Raw genomic sequence first — 17196 nt, 5'->3', positions numbered from 1 at the left:
GGCATCAGGCCTCTTGCTGTTCGGTGATGACAGGTTTGAACGCTTTTTCCATGCGGGTCGTCAGCTCCTCAAGGTAGTCCGACAGGTTCCAGCTGACTCGCTCTCCATTGCACACCAGTTCGATGCCGCACCCGAGTTCGGGGTTTGTGGTGTAGGTAACTGCAATTTCGCCGCCTATCTGGTCGTGCACAGCTCCTGTTAACTGCTTCTGCAGAGCCGGATCAAGTTCAGAATGGCTGGAAATACAGGCCGGTTCCGAAGTGTTCCTCAAGGATTCCCGGGCTTCCTGATCGAGAGTCGGCAGTTTTTGAATAAAGGTATGGACCATGCGGGCTTCCAGATCCGAATCTGCCAGATCCTGAAGTGCTTTTCCGGCAATGGACTCAATGGCCTCCAGGGTTTGGCGTCTCAGGCTGCCGATAAACTCCGCCTTCTCCTCGTTGACTTCCCGCATCCAGCTGGCCCGGACCCGGGCGGTTTCTTCCCGCGCGACATCAAGCATATGACTGCGCTCCTGCCTGGCTTCCTCCCGGGTCTTCTCCAGAATGTCGTCCTGCTGTTGCTTCAATGCGTCGGCTTGCGCCTGATACTTTTGCGCCTCCTCCCGGGCAGTTTCTTCACGGGCGTCGGCATCTTCCATCCTGCTACGTATTTTGTGCTCACGCTTGTCCATTGCCTTGATAACCGGCTGGTAAAGAAAGCGTTTCAGTAGCCAGACCAGGATAAGGAAGTTGATAGCCTGGGCGGATACGGTGATCCAGTCTATATCCATGGGTCAGCCTCCGGCAGCAGCGATGGCATGGTCCCAGAAAGGGTTGGCAAATATCAGAATCATGGTGACCACGAAGCAGTAAATGGCCGTGGATTCGATCATTGCCAGACCCACAAACAGGGTACGGGTGATGGTGGCGGACTCATCCGGTTGCTGGGCGATGGCGCTCAGTGCCTGGGCAACGGCGCGCCCCTCAGCCAGGGCCGGCCCTATTGAACCGATGGCAATGGTCAGGCCTGCTGTGATGACGGAAATCATGCCAATGATTGAAACGCTGTCCATAGGGTGGCTCCTTTACTGGTCAGAAGAAAGTGTATCCGCTTGGTCCGGGTCCTCAGCCTTTTCATAGACTGAGGTAGCCGAGGCAATGTAAACCATGGCGAGTACAGCAAAGATGTAGGCCTGGATCATGCCGGTGAGCAAGCCAAGAAGTTGCATGACAACCGGGAAGAAATAGGGCGTCAGGCTCAGAAGAATGCCAACGATCACCGTGCCACTCATGATGTTTCCGTATAGTCGCACCGCGAGTGCCACGGTGCGCGAGATCTCGCCGATAATGTTGAACGGAAGCATAAACCAGGTGGGCTGAAGGTAACGCCCCAGGTAGCTGCCGGCACCCTTGCTGGCAATTCCGAACACCGGAACCGCGATGAACACACAGATAGCAAGCGCCGTGGTGGTAGAGAGTGAGCCCGTGGGTGCGAGATAGCCCGGAACCACATTCAGAAGGTTGGCCATGGCAATGAACAGGAACAGGGTGCCAACAAAGGGCAGGTAATTGCCCGGTTGCTGGTGGCTTACCTGTGCGATCTGATCACGAATACCGGTAACCAGTACCTCCAGCAGGTTCTGCCACCGGGAGATGTCAGGGTTATCCGAGATGCGGCGGGTAACCAGCCAGGAGGTTAGTGTCAGTATGGCCATAACCACCCAAGTAAAAACGAGCGTGGCATTCAGGGAAAAAATACCCCACTGGAAATAGACGACGCTATCAGGCGAGATGGTCATGGGCGTGGCTCCCCGCCGATCCCGGGCGGCCGAATACGGTGTGCGATCAGCAGCCTGGGTAGCGTAAAGCCGGCAACGGCCGCCAGCAGGTGCTGCCAGTCACCATATTGGGCAACAACATAAAAGCCCGCCAGAGTGATGCCAAGGCGCAGAAACAGGCTGCTCATCATCAAGAGACCGGGATGACGGGCCTCGCCTAAACGGCGAACCGTAAGCCATAGACCACCGAGAAAAGCCAGGCCAAGCGCAACTCCGAGCGCAAAAGAAATACCGTAGGCTGACAAGGAGGCAGGGAGGGTCGTTTCATCAGTCACGTTCGCTCTCCTGTTTGATCCAGTACCAGGCATTGAGGCAGCCTAATGCTATGCCGATGATAAGCAGAGTAAGCGTCCAGGACACCTGGCCCGGCCAGCGATCGTCCATCCAGAGCCCAACGGCGACACCGATGAGTGTCGGGATGGCCACAGACCATCCCACCAGGCCAAACATGCCAAGGCCAAACCAGGCTGCATGCCGGCCTTTCTTCCGGGCCTCTTGCTTGCGCCTGGCACGACGGCCCACTTGCTCGCCAAGTTTTGGCGGATGGCCGTCAGGTTCTGAACGATGAGGCCGGTCAGCCATGGAGTTTCTCCTTGAGGTCAAGGAAGCCCCGTAGCGTTCCGGCCTCAAGTCGGGCAAGGGCGGTACGAGCTTTCCGTTCGTGCTCATCCAGATCCAGGAAACGCTCCTCAATCATCGACTGTAGCTCGGCCATATTGGTTCCGGTTACGCCTTTGTAGGTGGAGACGGTGACATCCTGTCCGCACTTCACTAACACGCCCCGGTCCACCGCCGCGAAGCACTCTGTGCCATCTTCGCTGTAGAAAGACAGCACTCCAGGAGTCAGGGCAGCGACGAAATCAATATGTCGGGGCAGCAAGCAGAATTCACCGTTCTCCGCTTCCGCGATAACCTTGCTGACCGGCTGGTCCACAAGCACTTCTGTCGGAAGCAGAACTTTCAGGTTCATGTGTCCCCTGCGGGCGGCATTATCAGGACTCATTACCGATCTCCGTCGTGTCCACCTGGTCAATGGTACCGATCATGTACAAGGCTTTTTCGTTGACCTTTTCAAACTCGCCGGCAAGGATGCGTTCACAGCCCTCAATGGTCTTTTTCAGCGGGACCAGTTTGCCGCCATGGCCGGTGAACTGGCCTGTGGTAAAGAACGGCTGGGTCAGGAACCGTTCCAGGCGCCGCGCCTTGCTGACGGTTGCACGATCCTCTTTGGACAACTCTTCCATGCCGAGCATGGAGATGATGTCCTTAAGCTCGTCGTATTCCGCCAGTGTGCTGCGTACAGCCTGGGCCACCTCGTGGTGACGACTGCCGACAATGGCGGGTGTGAGCATTTTCGAGCTGGTCTGCAGCGGGTCCACGGCCGGATAAAGCCCCTGGCTTGCCCGCTTGCGGGACAGCACGATGGATGCAGTCAGATGAGAAAATATATGGGTTGCTGAGGGATCGGTAAGATCGTCCGCGGGAACATAGACTGCCTGTACCGAGGTGATGCTGCCATTGCGGGAACTGCAGATCCGCTCCTCCAGTTCCGCCAGTTCGGTGGCGAGGGTGGGTTGATAGCCAACCCTTGATGGAATCCTGCCCATGAGCCCGGACACTTCCATGCCGGACTGAACGAAGCGGAAGACATTGTCGATCAGTAGCAGTACATCCCGTTTAACCACATCGCGGAAATATTCCGCGACGGTCAGGGCGGCATGGCCAACCCGGAATCGGGCTCCCGGAGGTTCGTTCATTTGGCCGTATACGAGTATGGCCTTGTCGATAACCCCGGATTCCTGCATGGCGCTGTACATCTCTTCCGCTTCCCGCATGCGCTCGCCAATGCCGCAGAACAGGCTGATGCCCTCGTACTGCTCCGCCATATTGTTGATCAGCTCATTGATCAATACGGTCTTGCCAACCCCGGCACCCCCGAACAAGCCGGACTTACCACCGCGCTCCATAGGCGCGAGGAGATCAATTGCCTTGATCCCGGTTTCGAAGATTTCCGTGCTGGTGGTGCGATCCGAGAGTGGCAGGATAGGGCGGTGGATGGGCCAGTGCTCGCGGGTACCGATCGGGGCGCCGCCATCAACTGGCTTGCCGAACACATTGATCATTCGGCCAAGAAGTGATTCCCCGACCGGAACCTGTAAGCCTGCGCCGGTTTGCTGAACGGGCATACCTCGGGAGAGGTGGCGGGTAGAGTTCAGAGCAATGCAGCGAACTGTGTCAGTGTCCAGATGTGTCTGGACCTCAAGGTTCACCTGATTCTCAAGACCCGTGAGCAGTTCCCGGTTGCGAGGCGGGAGGGGTGGGTTGAAGCGCACATCAACCACATTGCCCCGTATAGCGGCGATTTCACCAAGCTGTGCGCTTTTCGCTTCCATTTGAGTCCTTTCCCTTACGCTTTCGAATCAGGCTTCAGTAAAGTAATTGTCATGCTCACGTTCAACGGAGTACAGATGAACTGCGACATTTTGTCGCACAGTGCTTAGCCCTTCGAGGTTCTCTGCGGAGAAGGTTCGCGTTACTGTCGATGTAAGCATTACCACTAAGCCGATGAATAGAATCCTGTTCTAAGGTTAGCAGCCCGACCAGTGTTGGTCTTTTCCTTAGGCGGTAAAGTTGACTTGGGTTAACTCCTGATGCTGAATCAAATAGCGCATTTGCATATAACTGGATTTATTATACTCTAGGCAGGAAAGGTCGGAGAGGACCTGATTTAAGGTGTCAAGGAGAAAATCCAATGAAAATGGGAATTAAATTCTCAAGAAAACCGCTTGTTAGCGCGATAGTGTTTTCGTTGTTGGGAGTGTCGCAGGCAGCTTCGGCGGCAACGATCGATAGCGTCAATGAGGACAACCTTGCAGTTCCCCCTGTCCAAGGAAAAACCCTGGTTTATACCGATACTGAGGGAACCGGCACTTTTGGCTGGATTGATCCCGTAAATGACTTTGGTAATTTGGGCTTGGGTATCAGAGTCTATAACGAGCCATTTACCGCCCAGAATACCTATGACTTCGCGGGCTGCATCATGGCGCAACCGGATCGTCAGCTTCTGGATCCTCCCCAAAAGAACTGCCAGGCTCCCCCCGACTCGGGTAAACGCTTCAAGCTGAAATCAACCGAGACCAATGGTCCGATTGATCTGGTATTTAATGTGTCGCCCGGGGCTGAGCCGAAGCTCTACCGGGTTATTGGCAAGCTGTCGAACCTGACGGATGGCACCAATAGCGTTGGAGGGGATTTGAACGCCTTCCGATTTGAGACCGGTTTCGGTGTAGGTAACGCCTTCAGTGCGTCTACTGCAGACGACGGTCTTTCATTCGGTTTTGACGGTGCCGACAAACTCACGATAGGAAATCTGGGCAAATTCCCCGGAGGCTTGTTTGGCGGCAGCAAGGTCGAAGGCCTGCCGTTCTTTAACACAAGCGTTGCAGAGTTTATTGAATCAGGAGCGACCGCCTCCAATCAGGATACAACTGAGACTGACACGAATGTTCCGAGTCAGTACAAGGACTTGTTTGGTGACTGGCGTACCCTCAGCTCAGTGCCGACCGGCTGGTTCATCGATCATGATGGCAACCCGGCGAACGATTCCATCCTGCTTGCTTGGGACGATGGTGCTCCCGGTGCGGCCGATTGGCAGACATTTGAAAAGGTATTCGATCCGGCTGTGACGGTTGACCATGACGGTGATGCCGGGACTGCCGAGATTTCCGCGGCAGAATGGGACCCGAACAGCGGCAGCTTCAATCCTGCTGTGGCTGGCGACGTTCTGCCCCTCGTTGATACGTTGGGCGAAGAAGACCCCGACAACAATGTTCCCGATGCGATTTCACTTGTGCAGTCGACGGCTTCTGGCCTTTACGACGGAACATTCAATGTTCTGATCGATGGCGAGGCTGTAAACATTGATGCCTTCGCCGACTGGGCTAATAAACCGGTGACTGTAATTGACGCCGATAACAGTGATGCTTTGGTCGCCACCTGGAATCCTGATACCGAGCTGTATGATATTGCTGCAGCATACGTGGAGACCTATGGTTCAACACTGACATTAACTGAAATGCTCAATATTAGCGGCCCGCCCGATGCAACAACTGGTCTCATCAGGCAACCCGGTTATGTTCAGGGCCCCGTTGAAGATTTGGCGAACGTCAATATCAATACCACCATCAGTGTGGCCGACACCTTCACTTTGAACTGGCCAACCTGCACCAGCGATGGTGTGGATACAAACTGTACCTTCACTCTGCGTGTGACAGGTCTGAATGATGCGGTTGGAGTGCCCGCCATTCCAGTACCAACTCCGCCAGAGGCGCCAACGCCTGCCGGTGACGGTCCGATCTTTGGCTGCTCTGCCGGTGCGCCGGGCTCGCCATTTGATCCGGTACTGCCGGGCATGGTCCTGATGGCCCTGGGTGGTTTGTGGGCGCGCAAGCGTCTCAGCAACGCCTGAACCATCTGCCATTAAAAGGCGCAAATAAAAAGCGGGGCTGATAATCAGCCCCGCTTTTTTTTGTAACTGTGAAAAGTGAATCCGGGTTACTGGTTACCGGACCCCTTGATCTTATACTCCTGGTTTTTGCCGTTACCCCCTGAGCCTTTGCCCATACCTTGACCAGATCCCATGCCTTGTCCGGAACCCATGCCTTGTCCGGAACCCATGCCTTGTCCGGAACCCATACCCTGGCCCGCTCCCATGCCTTTGCCTGGCCCTTTCCCCATGCCGTTATTCAGTTCAACCCCACGCTCACGGGCGCGTTGTAGCATGCGTTCGTGGTGCAGCTGGCGATACCGGGCCCGCTCGGCATCGGTGTTCAGGTTACGCATGGTTGTGCGGTGTTCCTGCAACTCCTGCTGGGTCATCAGTTCCCGACCAAATACCTGTTCGTTGGACTGGGCGGCTACCGGTAAGCTGGCCAGGGACGTAAGTAAGGTGGCGCCTGCTATCGAGATCAGCGATTTTTTCATACTCATGGTTAATCCCCTTTCGTTATATGGATATAACCTGAGTGTAGTACGGCGTCATCAGATTGGGAGTGATGATTAGTACTTATGTCCGCTGACCGGACAGATAGATCAAAAAGGAATCTGGTCCGAAGGCGTTCGGAGGTCTACCACATGAGATCGTCCGGAATCTCATAACCGGCATACGGGTCGTCGTCACCCACGTCGTCTGTTTTGCGGTCATGGAGAACTACAACAGCGCTTTTATCGCGCTCCATGATCTTCCGGGCAACACCCTCTGCCACAATCTCATAGGCATCGTTCACGAAAACAATAGCGAGGCGACCACGGGACAGCTGATCCACCATGGTGTCGTCGACAAAAATTTTCTTGATCTTCTTGTCGTGGACAAACTGATAGGAGGTATCGCCCCTGCTACGGTCCAGTCGGTTGGTTTCCACCAGCTGGCGTATCTGCGCCTGAATGGCCTTTTTTTCCGCTTCCTGCTGGCGTTGCCGGTTCAGCTCGCGGTCTCGCTCGGCCTTCTCTTCCCGGGCCTGGCGGGCACGGATCTGGGCTTCATTAACCTGCTCCGTACCTTTGGGTTGCTGTTTTCTCTGTTTGCGTTTCTCGTTTCGAACGGCCTTGGCCTTCTTCTCGTCGGCAAGGCCTGCTTTCAGTAGCTGATCCTGTAGGGACGCCATCAGTAACTCCGTTAATTATTGGCAAATTCTGGTATCCTGTGCGTGTAGTATACGCCCTCATTTTTGCCTTCATAACCAGCAGCCGCTGATTCCGGGATTTTCTTGTATGCCTTCCTTTAAAGAGTTTGGTCTTTCCCCTGCGATGGTCTCCAATCTGGAGCAGTTGGGATTCGAGCACCCCACTGAAATTCAGGCCAAGGCCTTGCCGCAATGCCTGGCGCGCCGTGACGTGATTGCCATGGCGCAGACCGGTAGTGGCAAAACCGCCGCCTTCGGGATTGGGCTGGTTGAGCATCTCAATCCCAGGTTGTTCGCGGTGCAGGCCCTGATTCTCTGTCCTACCCGTGAGCTGGCGGATCAGGTGAGCAAAGCGCTGCGAGAGCTGGCCCGGGCCAGGGACAATGTCAAGGTGCTGACGTTGTGTGGTGGTGTGTCCATTGGCCCCCAGATAGGCTCCCTGAGCCATGGTGCCCATATTGTTGTGGGGACGCCCGGACGGATCCAGGATCACCTTCGCAAAGGCACGCTCACGCTTGATCGCGTCGGGACTGTGGTGCTGGATGAAGCCGACAGAATGCTGGACATGGGCTTTGAGGACGCCATGGAGGATATCCTGGGGCAAACGCCGGAAACCCGCCAGACCCTGATGTTTTCGGCCACCTGGCCGGAATCCATCCGAAAACTCAGTGCCCGTTACCAGCAGGATCCGGTCGATGTGCGTGCCGAATCAGGGCAGGGCAATCCGGACATTCGTGAGCTTTTCTACGAGATTTCGCCAGGGGCCACCACCGATGCTGTTATGGCCTTGCTGTCCAAGCATCAGCCTTCCTCGTGCATTGTCTTCTGTACCACCAAGCAACAATGTGACGAGATGGCCGAAGGGCTCAGCCAGCGAGGTTTTTCGGCCTTGCCTCTGCACGGGGATCTTGAGCAGCGGGAACGGGACAGTGTGCTGGTCCGTTTTGGCAATCAGAGTTGCTCGGTCCTGGTAGCAACGGATGTGGCCGCGCGGGGGCTGGACATCAAATCCCTGCCACTGGTTATCAATGCCGAACCTGCCAGAGATTCCGAAGTGCATACCCACAGGGTTGGCCGGACCGGGCGCGCGGGCGAGCAGGGGCTTGCCATAACCCTGTGCACCCCGTCCAAGGGCCATAAGATCAGTCGTCTGGAATCGGATCGTGGGCGTGCGGCGGAATGGGGGGATACGGAAGCTCTGATGGCGACGCCTCAGCAGCCTGTCTACCCGGCCATGAAAACGCTTTGTATTGCCGGTGGCAGGAAAGAAAAAGTCCGCCCGGGCGATGTTTTGGGTGCACTGACGGGTGAGGCCGGAATCCCGGGTTCCGCTGTCGGAAAAATTGATCTATTTGATTTTCAGTGCTTCGTAGCAATTGACAAGGATTACGCGGCGAAGGCGTTGAAACGATTGGAAAGTGGGCGGGTCAAAGGTCGGAAAATACGCGTTCGATATGCTTGAATCGTTAGCATGATGGGGTTGAGCGCGGCAGGTCACTTGGGCGTCGCGCCTCGGAAAGCGCGTATAGTAATTCGCATTTAGGTTGCTCAGGACAATCTAAAACGGTAAATTACGCAGGATTTTGCCTCCCGATTTGTTACGGAAAGTGCTGAGACTTTAGTCTAAGTGGTCCGGCCAGACAACTCGGGGAAATCAACAAACCAATACAGGTAGCTATTCGATATGAATGACCTGATGTCACAAGCCGTAGATCTCATGATTGCCGGTATGGGGTTTGTGTTTGCGTTCCTGGTGGTTCTGGTGTTCGCAACACTGCTCATGTCCAAACTGATCTCCCGGTTTGCGCCGCCAGAGCCGGCAACCCCGGCCAGAACGCCACGTGCCAAGCCGAAGGCGCCCGCGTCGGTCGACCCTGACACCGCCGAGGCCATCAAGAAGGCGATTGCACAATTCCGGTCCCGCCACAAGAAGTGAGCCGGTAAAAGATAGAACCTTTAAACAGAAGGCTGACACGATGACTGACACGAAGAAACCGCTGGGGATTACGGACGTTATCCTGCGTGACGCCCACCAGTCCCTGCTTGCCACCCGTATGCGGCTTGATGACATGCTACCCATTGCCGAGAAACTCGACAAAGTCGGTTTCTGGTCCCTGGAATCCTGGGGTGGAGCCACCTTCGACTCCTGTATCCGTTACCTGGGCGAAGATCCCTGGGAGCGTATCCGCGAACTGAAAAAGGCTATGCCCAACACTCCGCAGCAAATGCTGCTGCGTGGCCAGAATCTGTTGGGCTACCGCCATTACGCGGATGATGTGGTCGAGCGGTTTGTAGATCGTGCCGCCGAAAATGGCGTTGACGTGTTCCGTATTTTTGACGCGATGAACGATCCCCGCAACCTGGACACCGCCATCAAGGCCGTTCGCAAGACCGGCAAGCATGCGCAGGGCACTATCTCTTATACCACCAGCCCGGTGCACACCATTGAGATGTGGGTTGAGCTGGCGAAGGAAGTCGCAGACATGGGGGCGGATTCCATTGCCATCAAGGACATGGCGGGTATTCTCAAACCGTACGTGGCCTTTGATCTGGTTAGCCGCCTGAAGAAAGAACTGGATATCCCGATTCACATGCAGTGCCATGCGACCACGGGCATGTCTACCGCCACAGCCATCAAGGCAGCGGAAGCCGGTATCGATAACGTGGATACGGCCATTTCCTCCATGAGCATGACGTATGGCCACTCGCCCACCGAGGCGGTTGTTGCCATTCTTGAAGGTACTGACCGTGACACCGGCCTTGACCTGAACCTGCTTGAAGAAATTGCCAGTTACTTCCGCGAAGTCCGCAAGAAGTACGCAAAATTTGAAGGCAGCCTCCGGGGTACCGATTCCCGTATCCTGATTGCTCAGGTGCCTGGTGGCATGCTGACCAACATGGAAAACCAGCTGAGAGAACAGAACGCGAGCGATAAGTTTGATGAGGTTCTGGCTGAGATTCCCAAGGTTCGCGAAGACCTGGGTTACATCCCGCTGGTGACTCCGACTTCCCAGATCGTTGGTACCCAGGCGGTGCTGAACGTTCTGACCGGTGAGCGTTACAAGTCTATCTCCAAGGAAACCTCCGCAATCCTGAAAGGCGAATACGGCTCCGCGCCAGCGCCGTTCAACAAGGAGTTGCAGGAGCGTGTTCTGGATGGCAAAGAAGCGATCACTTGCCGTCCCGCCGACCTCATTGACTCGGAAATGGACAAACTGACCGACGAGCTGAAGACGCTGGCCAAAGAGAAAGGCATCAAACTGGCGGAAAACACCGTTGATGACGTGCTGACTTACGCTCTGTTCCCGCAGATTGGCCTGAAATTCCTCGAAAATCGCGATAATCCGGATGCCTTTGAGCCGATTCCGAGCGCTGCTGATGTGGCACCTGCGAAGAAGGCCGGCGGCCCCGAGACTTACACCGTTGAAGTCAATGGCAATAAGTTTGTGGTGGCGGTGTCCGAAGGTGGCGAAATCACCCAAATCCAGGGCGAGGGCGGTGCTGCTTCTGCGCCTGCCGCGTCTTCGGCTCCTGCGCCTGCAGCGGGTGATGGTGAGCCAGTTGTTGCCCCTCTGGGCGGCAATATCTTCAAGATTCTGGTATCGCCGGGTGACGTTGTTGAAGAGGGCGATGTGCTGATTATCCTCGAAGCCATGAAGATGGAAACCGAGGTTCGCGCACCTAAGGCCGGTACTATCGGTGAAGTTTTCATCAAGGTCGGTGATGCCGTCTCCCCTGATGATGAAATGCTGACAATCGCATAAAGGGCCAGCATTCCATGGATAAATTAATGACGTTGTGGACGGGCAGTGGCCTGTTCAACATTGAAATTGGTCAGGTGGTAATGATTGCCATCGGCTTTCTTCTCCTGTTCCTTGCGATTCGCAAGGGCTTTGAGCCGTTGCTGCTGGTGCCAATTGGCTTTGGCGGTATTCTGGCGAACATTCCGGAGGCAGGGCTCGCTCTGTCTGCCGCGGAAAATGCAATCCATATGGCCAAGCCAGAGGTTCTTGCGGCGCTTGCGAGTGCACTGGATGTGTCCTATCAGTCTGGCCAGGTGGTAACGGCTGAGGTCATGGACGCGTTCAAGTACGCGTATAAAGAAGCCAGTTCCGCCGAGCTTGCTATGGCCAACGGCCTGGCGCAGGACTTTGGTTACGGTAACGGAATGCTGTACAACTTCTACACCGTGGTTATCGGGAGCACCGTTGGGCCGCTGCTGATTTTCATGGGCGTGGGCGCCATGACTGACTTCGGACCGTTGCTCGCGAACCCGAAGACACTGCTGCTTGGCGCTGCAGCCCAGTTCGGTATCTTTGGTACGGTGCTCGGCGCAGCTCTGTTGGACTGGCTGGGTATCCTGGACTTTACCATTCTGGAAGCAGCTGCGATCGGTATCATCGGTGGTGCGGACGGCCCAACGTCCATCTACGTGTCCAGTGTGCTGGCGCCTCACTTGATTGGTGCAATTGCGGTATCTGCCTACGCCTACATGGCGCTGGTACCAATGATCCAGCCGCCTATCATGAAGGCTCTGACGTCGCCGGAAGAACGCAAAATCAAGATGTCCCAGCTGCGCCCGGTGAGCAAGCAGGAGAAGATCATCTTCCCGCTGGTTGTGCTGATTGCCGTGGTTCTGTTCCTGCCTGATGCAGCGCCGCTGCTGGGTATGTTCTGCTTCGGTAACCTGATGCGCGAGTGTGGTGTGGTTGAGCGTCTGAGCGATACAGCCCAGAATGCGCTGATCAACATCGTTACAATCTTCCTCGGGTTGTCGGTTGGTTCCAAGTTGATGGCTGACAAGTTCCTCGATCCCCAGACTCTGGGTATTCTGGGCCTTGGTATCGTCGCCTTTGGTGTAGGAACGGCCTCGGGTGTTCTGATGGCGAAACTGATGAACAAGTTGAGCAAGGAGCAGATCAACCCGTTGATTGGTTCGGCAGGTGTATCTGCGGTGCCGATGGCAGCGCGGGTATCCAACAAGGTTGGTTTGGAAGCTAACCCGCAGAACTTCCTGCTGATGCACGCCATGGGTCCGAACGTGGCTGGTGTTATCGGCTCTGCGGTAGCTGCCGGTGTGATGATCAAACTGCTTAGCTGATCGTTCCTCTGCTGCACTGAAACCCCGCCCGGTGTAAGCCTGGCGGGGTTTTTTTAATGGAAATTCCGGGAACTGACCGGGAGCGTTTTTATGAGATGGCTCAGGTCCGAAAGTTTGCCTGCCATGATATGAACAATATCTCCCTCTCTTTCCAGTACGCCTTTTACATGTAATAGCCGGGCGGTTAATAACGGTTTCCGCTGCCGCCGGGCGGTTTCCAGCCATACCACCACATTTACGTTTCCGGTTTCGTCCTCGAGGGTCACAAAGGTGACACCAGAGGCGGAACCGGGGCGTTGGCGGCCGGTAACGAGGCCTGCCACCTGAACCGGAATGCCGGCTTTGGTGGCTTTGAGCTGCTCGGCGCTGAGGCAGAACTGCAGATGGCCCTGTTCCCGCAGGAGTGCCAGCGGGTGGCGTTGCAGGGTCAGGCCCTGGCTGGCGTAGTCGGCCAGGACGTTCTGGCCTTCGGTGGGCTCTGGCAGCTGGTCACAGGTATCCGGGGCGTAGTCTTCGTTCTCTTCTTCTGCGAACAGCTTGGTGGGCTGTTCATGTCCCAACAGTTGCCAGTAGGCCTGATGGCGGTTGGCGGCGAACGCGGGCATGGCATTGGCGCCGGCGAGCAGTTCCATGTCCTTCTGGTTCAGGCCGGCCAGCCTGCGCAGTTCGCTGGCGGAACGGTAACCCTGCTCTGGCCGCAGCTGGCATAGGCGTTCTGCGCCGCCGGACGATAATCCCTGAATAAGCCTGAGGCCGAGCCGAAGCTTCTGGTCAGGGCCTTCAAGAGTATGGTCCCACTGGCTGTGATTTATGTCTGCTGGCAGCACGGCCACGCCGTGGCGGCGGGCGTCCTGAACCAGTTGGGACGGGGAGTAGAAGCCCATGGGCTGGCTGTTGAGCAGAGCACAGTAAAAGGCGGCCGGGTAGTGGCACTTGATCCAGGCGGAGACATACACCAGTAGCGCAAAGCTGGCAGCATGGGATTCCGGAAAGCCGTAGCCGCCAAATCCGCAAATTTGCTGGTAAAGCCGTTCGGCAAAGTCCGCACCGTGCCCCCGTTCAAGCATACCGGTAACCAGCTTTTCCCGGAACGGGGTCAGGTCGCCGTGGGACTTCCAGGCGGCCATGGCGCGGCGAAGCTGGTCGGCCTCACCGGCGGAGAAACCGGCTGCGACCATGGCCAGTTTGATGACCTGCTCCTGAAAGATGGGAACACCCAGGGTGCGCTCAAGCACTTTTCGGATGGCGTCGTTGGGGTAATCCACCGGCTCCAGACCGTGCTTGCGCCGCAAGTAGGGGTGAACCATGTCGCCCTGTATGGGGCCGGGTCGCACGATGGCGACTTCGATCACCAGATCGTAATAGGTCTCCGGTTTCAGCCTTGGCAGCATGTTGATCTGGGCCCGGGATTCCACCTGAAACACCCCGATGCTGTCACCCTTCTGCAGCATGGCGTAAGTCGCTCGGTCTTCCTGGGGAACGTCCTGCATCCGGAAGGGCCGGCCTTTTTCTTCGCTGATCAGATCCAGTGCTTTGCGGATGGCAGACAGCATGCCCAGGGCAAGAACATCGACCTTCATCAGCCCCAGGCTTTCCAGGTCGTCTTTGTCCCACTGGATAACCGTACGGTCTGCCATGGCGGCGTTTTCCACCGGCACCAGTTCAGCCAGCGGCCCGGAACTGATGACAAAACCGCCTACATGCTGGGACAGGTGGCGGGGAAAGCCGAGTAGGGTATTCACCAGGGTAAAGAATTGATCGGCGACTTTCGGGTTTCGGGTCAGGCGCTTGTCCAGAACCTGCTGGCGCCAGCCAGTGGCTTTGTCCCGCCAGTCGATACCTTCCAGTAACTGCTCCACCAGCGCCGGATCGAATCCCAGCGCCTTGCCCACATCCCGGATGGCGCTGCGGGGGCGGTAGCGAATCACCGTCGCGGCCAGCGCCGCCCGCTCCCGGCTGTAACGCCGGTAAATGTACTGGATAACCTCTTCCCGGCGCTCGTGCTCAAAATCCACGTCGATATCGGGCGGTTCATTGCGGTCTTTGGAGATGAACCGTTCAAACAGAAGCTCCACCCGCGCCGGGTTTACCTCCGTGATGCCCAGGCAGTAACACACGGCAGAGTTGGCGGCAGAGCCCCGGCCCTGGCAGAGAATGCCCCGGCTGCGGGCAAAGGCAACGATGTCATGAATGGTGAGGAAGTAGTGCTCGTACTTCATCTCCGAGATCAGCCCCAGTTCCTTGCGAATCAGCGCCTGAACGGTCAGCGGTGTGCCGCCCGGAAAGCGTCGCCGTTCGCCTTCATGGGTCAGTCGCTTCAGGTAAGCCGCCGGTGTTTCATTCTCCGGTACCAGGTCCGGTGGGTATTCATAACGCAGGCTGCCGGGCTCGAAGGTGCACTGTTCAGCAATCCGCAGGGATTCCTTCAGCCAGGCGTCGGGAAACAGGCGTTGCAGCACCGGCAGAGGCCTGAGGTAGCGCTCACCGTTCTGGAACAGGCAGTGGCCAGCGTTTTCCAGATTGGTATGGTTGCGCAGGGCAGTGAGCACATCCTGAAGAGGCTGGCGCTTCCGGCCATGCATGTGCACCTCGCCGGTGGCGGTGATCGGGCAATGTAACTGCTCAGACAGCCAGCGGGCACGGGCTAGTTGTTGTTCCTCGCCGGATTCCAACGTGCGGGCGGCGGCTATCCAGAGGCGATGTTCAAATAGCCGAAGCAGCCATTCGCCGCAGGCCAAAGCCTGATCGGCATCGGCCTGAACCGGTGAGGGCGGCAGCCATAGGCACAGACAGTCCTCCAGGGCGTGGGTTTCTGCATCCCGGTAGAACAGCTGGTACTGGCCTTTTTCTGCCCGGCGGCGCCCGGTGGTAATCATCTGGCAGAGCTGACCATAGCCTTTTCGGGTACGGGCCAGGAGAATAAACCGGGGTGTGCTGGCGCCAGGCGGGGCATCCTGTAACTCAAACCAGCTGCCGGTGATCAGTTTTACCGGGCTCTCTTTCAATGCCGCCCAGGCCCGGGGAATGCCGGCCACAGAGCAGGCGTCGGTGATGGCCAGGGCGGTATACCCCAGCTCCGACGCCCGCTCTGCCAGTTCCTGGGGGTGGGATGCCCCGGTCAGGAAGGTGAAATTGCTGAAGCAGAACAGCTCCGCGTAGGAATTCCCGCCCATCAGCCAAACCACCCATGCACAAACCAGCCATCCCGCACATCCCGGAACACCCAGGCCAGCTGACCATTGTGCAGCTGGGCAATGTAATAGTCCCGGTGCACCCGCTGGCCGTCCCACCAGCCACCGGTGATCCGTTCCGGCCCGGAAAACCAGACTGTCGGGGCTTCCGTCAGGGGTTGTGGCCCTTGTAAAAGCCATAGGGGGCGGCGGGGAAGCGAGTTGTTCGCCGTGGTCGCTGGCTGGCTGTGCCGCTGGATTTCAGAAGCACTCCAGGCCCGTTCCGGGCGATGATCCGCCTGGGGTGTCAGTTGCTTCAGGGCATTTTCGCCAAGCCTGGCCTGCAGGCGACTCATCAGGGTGTGCCAGGCCTCGTTCAGATCCTGAGTTTCACCCAGAAGATCCTGCCCGGCTGTGGCTTCCCGCCCCAGAAACCGCTTCACAGATAACAGCAAAGCAATTACCGGAGCCCTTAATGGCTGTTGCTCAAAGCGCAGGCGGATCAGGTTCAGAAACGCCTCTGACCGGTGCTCCGGCCCGGAGGTTCGGATGCGCAGGCGCGTAGGCGCTTCATGCCGGTGATGGAGTACCAGTAGCAGGCTGTCGGTATCCTGCTGGCGCCAGCACAGATCTTCCTCCAGCTCTGACAGAATACGCTGCAGCGGAAACAGCAACCCCTGTGACTGCTCAATTTCCTGCACGAAGTCTGCCTGCTGCCGGAAGTGGTGTGGCGGTTGCCAGGGGGACTGTGGGTCTGACCGGGCGCCCTGGATTTTCTGCACATGGGCCAGGGTTTCCGGAGACAGCCGCCGGGCGAGTTCGGCTGCTGGCAAATCAAAGACCTCCCCCAGGGTATTCAGGCCCAATCGCTGCAAACGGGTACAGGTACGGACACCAAACTCTGCAGCTAACAGGGGCAGTCTGCCCAGGGTACGGAAAATATGCCCTTGGTCAGATGTGCATTCTCCCTTGCCGGCCCTGGCGACAAGGCGAGCTGCCAGTGGCGTATGGCCTATGCCTGGCCAGGCTGTAAGCTGGCGCTCGTCCAGAGCCTGCTCCACGGTTTGCCAGACCGCCGGCAGGCCGCCGTACAACCGCTGCAAACTCCCGATTTCCGCCAGAAGACCATCGGGTGGCACCAGAACAATGTGGGCGGCGTAGCGGTACAGCCAGCGGGCCTGATCCTCCAGGATCCGGGCTTCCTGCTGGTGGTCTGCCCGCACCATGCCCAGTTCCGGCACCAGACTGATGGCGGTTTTCAGGCGCATGCCAGCATGTACGCCCTGGTCCCGGGCTTCCGGACAGGCTTGTATCACCTTCTGACCGGAACCTTCGACGATGACGAGTGCATCTGTACCCTCGCGCGAGCGCCGGATATGGTCCAGTAACAAGTGAGGAAAGTGCAGGTACAACCAGAGCATGATG

Annotated in this window: 16 protein-coding genes; 5 read left to right on the top strand and 11 right to left on the bottom strand. The window is 57.2% G+C overall.

The annotated features are described in order from the left end of the window. Positions 1 to 4: 4 nt before the first annotated feature. The 7 genes from atpF to atpD are packed head-to-tail and all read right to left on the bottom strand — an operon-like array spanning position 5 to position 4212. Positions 5 to 772, bottom strand: a complete 768-nt coding sequence (gene atpF / locus BKP64_RS07810; protein WP_070968189.1) for a F0F1 ATP synthase subunit B — start codon at positions 770 to 772, stop codon at positions 5 to 7. 3 nt (positions 773 to 775) lie between these two features. Continuing rightward, positions 776 to 1054 carry a F0F1 ATP synthase subunit C gene (locus BKP64_RS07805; RefSeq protein ID WP_070968186.1) on the bottom strand — a complete coding sequence of 93 codons (279 nt, stop codon included), beginning with the start codon at positions 1052 to 1054 and terminating at the stop codon, positions 776 to 778. Positions 1055 to 1066: 12 nt separating this feature from the next. Beyond that, positions 1067 to 1780: a F0F1 ATP synthase subunit A gene (locus BKP64_RS07800; RefSeq protein ID WP_070968184.1), complete on the bottom strand. Its 714-nt coding sequence runs from the start codon at positions 1778 to 1780 to the stop codon at positions 1067 to 1069. Beyond that, positions 1777 to 2094 carry an ATP synthase subunit I gene (locus BKP64_RS07795; RefSeq protein ID WP_157755410.1) on the bottom strand — a complete coding sequence of 106 codons (318 nt, stop codon included), beginning with the start codon at positions 2092 to 2094 and terminating at the stop codon, positions 1777 to 1779. The genes BKP64_RS07800 and BKP64_RS07795 overlap by 4 nt, the downstream gene beginning before the upstream one ends. Beyond that, positions 2087 to 2401 carry an AtpZ/AtpI family protein gene (locus BKP64_RS07790; protein WP_070968181.1) on the bottom strand — a complete coding sequence of 105 codons (315 nt, stop codon included), beginning with the start codon at positions 2399 to 2401 and terminating at the stop codon, positions 2087 to 2089. The genes BKP64_RS07795 and BKP64_RS07790 overlap by 8 nt, the downstream gene beginning before the upstream one ends. Next, on the bottom strand, positions 2394 to 2822 hold the full coding sequence (locus BKP64_RS07785) for a F0F1 ATP synthase subunit epsilon (protein ID WP_198402662.1): 429 nt from the start codon (positions 2820 to 2822) through the stop codon (positions 2394 to 2396). The genes BKP64_RS07790 and BKP64_RS07785 overlap by 8 nt, the downstream gene beginning before the upstream one ends. Further along, the gene (atpD, locus tag BKP64_RS07780; protein WP_070968178.1) at positions 2812 to 4212 is read right to left on the bottom strand and encodes a F0F1 ATP synthase subunit beta; all 1401 of its coding nucleotides are present in this window, start codon (positions 4210 to 4212) and stop codon (positions 2812 to 2814) included. The genes BKP64_RS07785 and atpD overlap by 11 nt, the downstream gene beginning before the upstream one ends. 359 nt (positions 4213 to 4571) lie before the next feature. On the opposite strand from atpD, the gene BKP64_RS07775 reads away from it, so the two are divergent. Next, entirely contained in the window at positions 4572 to 6287 is a 1716-nt protein-coding gene (locus tag BKP64_RS07775; RefSeq protein WP_070968175.1) for a choice-of-anchor F family protein, read from the top strand. An 86-nt stretch (positions 6288 to 6373) separates the two neighbouring features. On the opposite strand, the gene BKP64_RS07770 is transcribed toward BKP64_RS07775, so the two are convergent. Next, entirely contained in the window at positions 6374 to 6808 is a 435-nt protein-coding gene (locus BKP64_RS07770; protein ID WP_070968173.1) for a hypothetical protein, read from the bottom strand. Between the two features lie 137 nt (positions 6809 to 6945). Next, positions 6946 to 7482, bottom strand: a complete 537-nt coding sequence (locus BKP64_RS07765; RefSeq protein WP_070968170.1) for a DUF2058 domain-containing protein — start codon at positions 7480 to 7482, stop codon at positions 6946 to 6948. Between the two features lie 106 nt (positions 7483 to 7588). On the opposite strand from BKP64_RS07765, the gene dbpA reads away from it, so the two are divergent. The 4 genes from dbpA (at position 7589) to BKP64_RS07745 (ending at position 12601) form a co-directional block, all read left to right on the top strand. Then, entirely contained in the window at positions 7589 to 8962 is a 1374-nt protein-coding gene (dbpA, locus tag BKP64_RS07760) for an ATP-dependent RNA helicase DbpA (RefSeq protein ID WP_070968167.1), read from the top strand. Between the two features lie 222 nt (positions 8963 to 9184). Continuing rightward, a complete protein-coding gene (locus BKP64_RS07755) occupies positions 9185 to 9436 on the top strand; it encodes an OadG family protein (RefSeq protein WP_070968166.1) in 252 nt (83 codons plus the stop codon). 40 nt (positions 9437 to 9476) lie between these two features. Further along, entirely contained in the window at positions 9477 to 11264 is a 1788-nt protein-coding gene (oadA, locus tag BKP64_RS07750) for a sodium-extruding oxaloacetate decarboxylase subunit alpha (RefSeq protein WP_070968163.1), read from the top strand. A gap of 14 nt (positions 11265 to 11278) precedes the next feature. Beyond that, on the top strand, positions 11279 to 12601 hold the full coding sequence (locus tag BKP64_RS07745; RefSeq protein WP_227515535.1) for a sodium ion-translocating decarboxylase subunit beta: 1323 nt from the start codon (positions 11279 to 11281) through the stop codon (positions 12599 to 12601). 53 nt (positions 12602 to 12654) lie between these two features. Here the strand turns inward: BKP64_RS07745 and BKP64_RS07740 are convergent, their stop codons facing one another. Both BKP64_RS07740 and BKP64_RS07735 read right to left on the bottom strand, forming a co-directional pair. Then, positions 12655 to 15774, bottom strand: a complete 3120-nt coding sequence (locus BKP64_RS07740; protein ID WP_070968156.1) for an error-prone DNA polymerase — start codon at positions 15772 to 15774, stop codon at positions 12655 to 12657. After that, complete coding sequence (locus tag BKP64_RS07735; protein WP_070968153.1) at positions 15774 to 17192, bottom strand: Y-family DNA polymerase; 1419 nt, start codon at positions 17190 to 17192, stop codon at positions 15774 to 15776. Before BKP64_RS07735 ends, BKP64_RS07740 begins: the two co-directional genes overlap by 1 nt. Positions 17193 to 17196 lie beyond the last annotated feature (4 nt).

The sequence above is a fragment of the Marinobacter salinus genome, assembly GCF_001854125.1.
In the GTDB taxonomy this organism is placed as follows: Bacteria; Pseudomonadota; Gammaproteobacteria; order Pseudomonadales; family Oleiphilaceae; genus Marinobacter; species Marinobacter salinus.
This window is presented reverse-complemented; position numbering and strand designations above follow the sequence as displayed.

Bases quoted from the DNA above. Each gene is read 5' to 3' on its own strand.
- atpF (WP_070968189.1), bottom strand. From the start codon at position 772: ATGGATATAGACTGGATCACCGTATCCGCCCAGGCTATCAACTTCCTT.
- BKP64_RS07805 (WP_070968186.1), bottom strand. From the start codon at position 1,054: ATGGACAGCGTTTCAATCATTGGCATGATTTCCGTCATCACAGCAGGC.
- BKP64_RS07800 (WP_070968184.1), bottom strand. From the start codon at position 1,780: ATGACCATCTCGCCTGATAGCGTCGTCTATTTCCAGTGGGGTATTTTT.
- BKP64_RS07790 (WP_070968181.1), bottom strand. From the start codon at position 2,401: ATGGCTGACCGGCCTCATCGTTCAGAACCTGACGGCCATCCGCCAAAA.
- BKP64_RS07785 (WP_198402662.1), bottom strand. From the start codon at position 2,822: ATGAGTCCTGATAATGCCGCCCGCAGGGGACACATGAACCTGAAAGTT.
- atpD (WP_070968178.1), bottom strand. From the start codon at position 4,212: ATGGAAGCGAAAAGCGCACAGCTTGGTGAAATCGCCGCTATACGGGGC.
- BKP64_RS07775 (WP_070968175.1), top strand. From the start codon at position 4,572: ATGAAAATGGGAATTAAATTCTCAAGAAAACCGCTTGTTAGCGCGATA.
- BKP64_RS07770 (WP_070968173.1), bottom strand. From the start codon at position 6,808: ATGAGTATGAAAAAATCGCTGATCTCGATAGCAGGCGCCACCTTACTT.
- BKP64_RS07765 (WP_070968170.1), bottom strand. From the start codon at position 7,482: ATGGCGTCCCTACAGGATCAGCTACTGAAAGCAGGCCTTGCCGACGAG.
- dbpA (WP_070968167.1), top strand. From the start codon at position 7,589: ATGCCTTCCTTTAAAGAGTTTGGTCTTTCCCCTGCGATGGTCTCCAAT.
- BKP64_RS07755 (WP_070968166.1), top strand. From the start codon at position 9,185: ATGAATGACCTGATGTCACAAGCCGTAGATCTCATGATTGCCGGTATG.
- oadA (WP_070968163.1), top strand. From the start codon at position 9,477: ATGACTGACACGAAGAAACCGCTGGGGATTACGGACGTTATCCTGCGT.
- BKP64_RS07745 (WP_227515535.1), top strand. From the start codon at position 11,279: ATGGATAAATTAATGACGTTGTGGACGGGCAGTGGCCTGTTCAACATT.
- BKP64_RS07740 (WP_070968156.1), bottom strand. From the start codon at position 15,774: ATGGGCGGGAATTCCTACGCGGAGCTGTTCTGCTTCAGCAATTTCACC.
- BKP64_RS07735 (WP_070968153.1), bottom strand. From the start codon at position 17,192: ATGCTCTGGTTGTACCTGCACTTTCCTCACTTGTTACTGGACCATATC.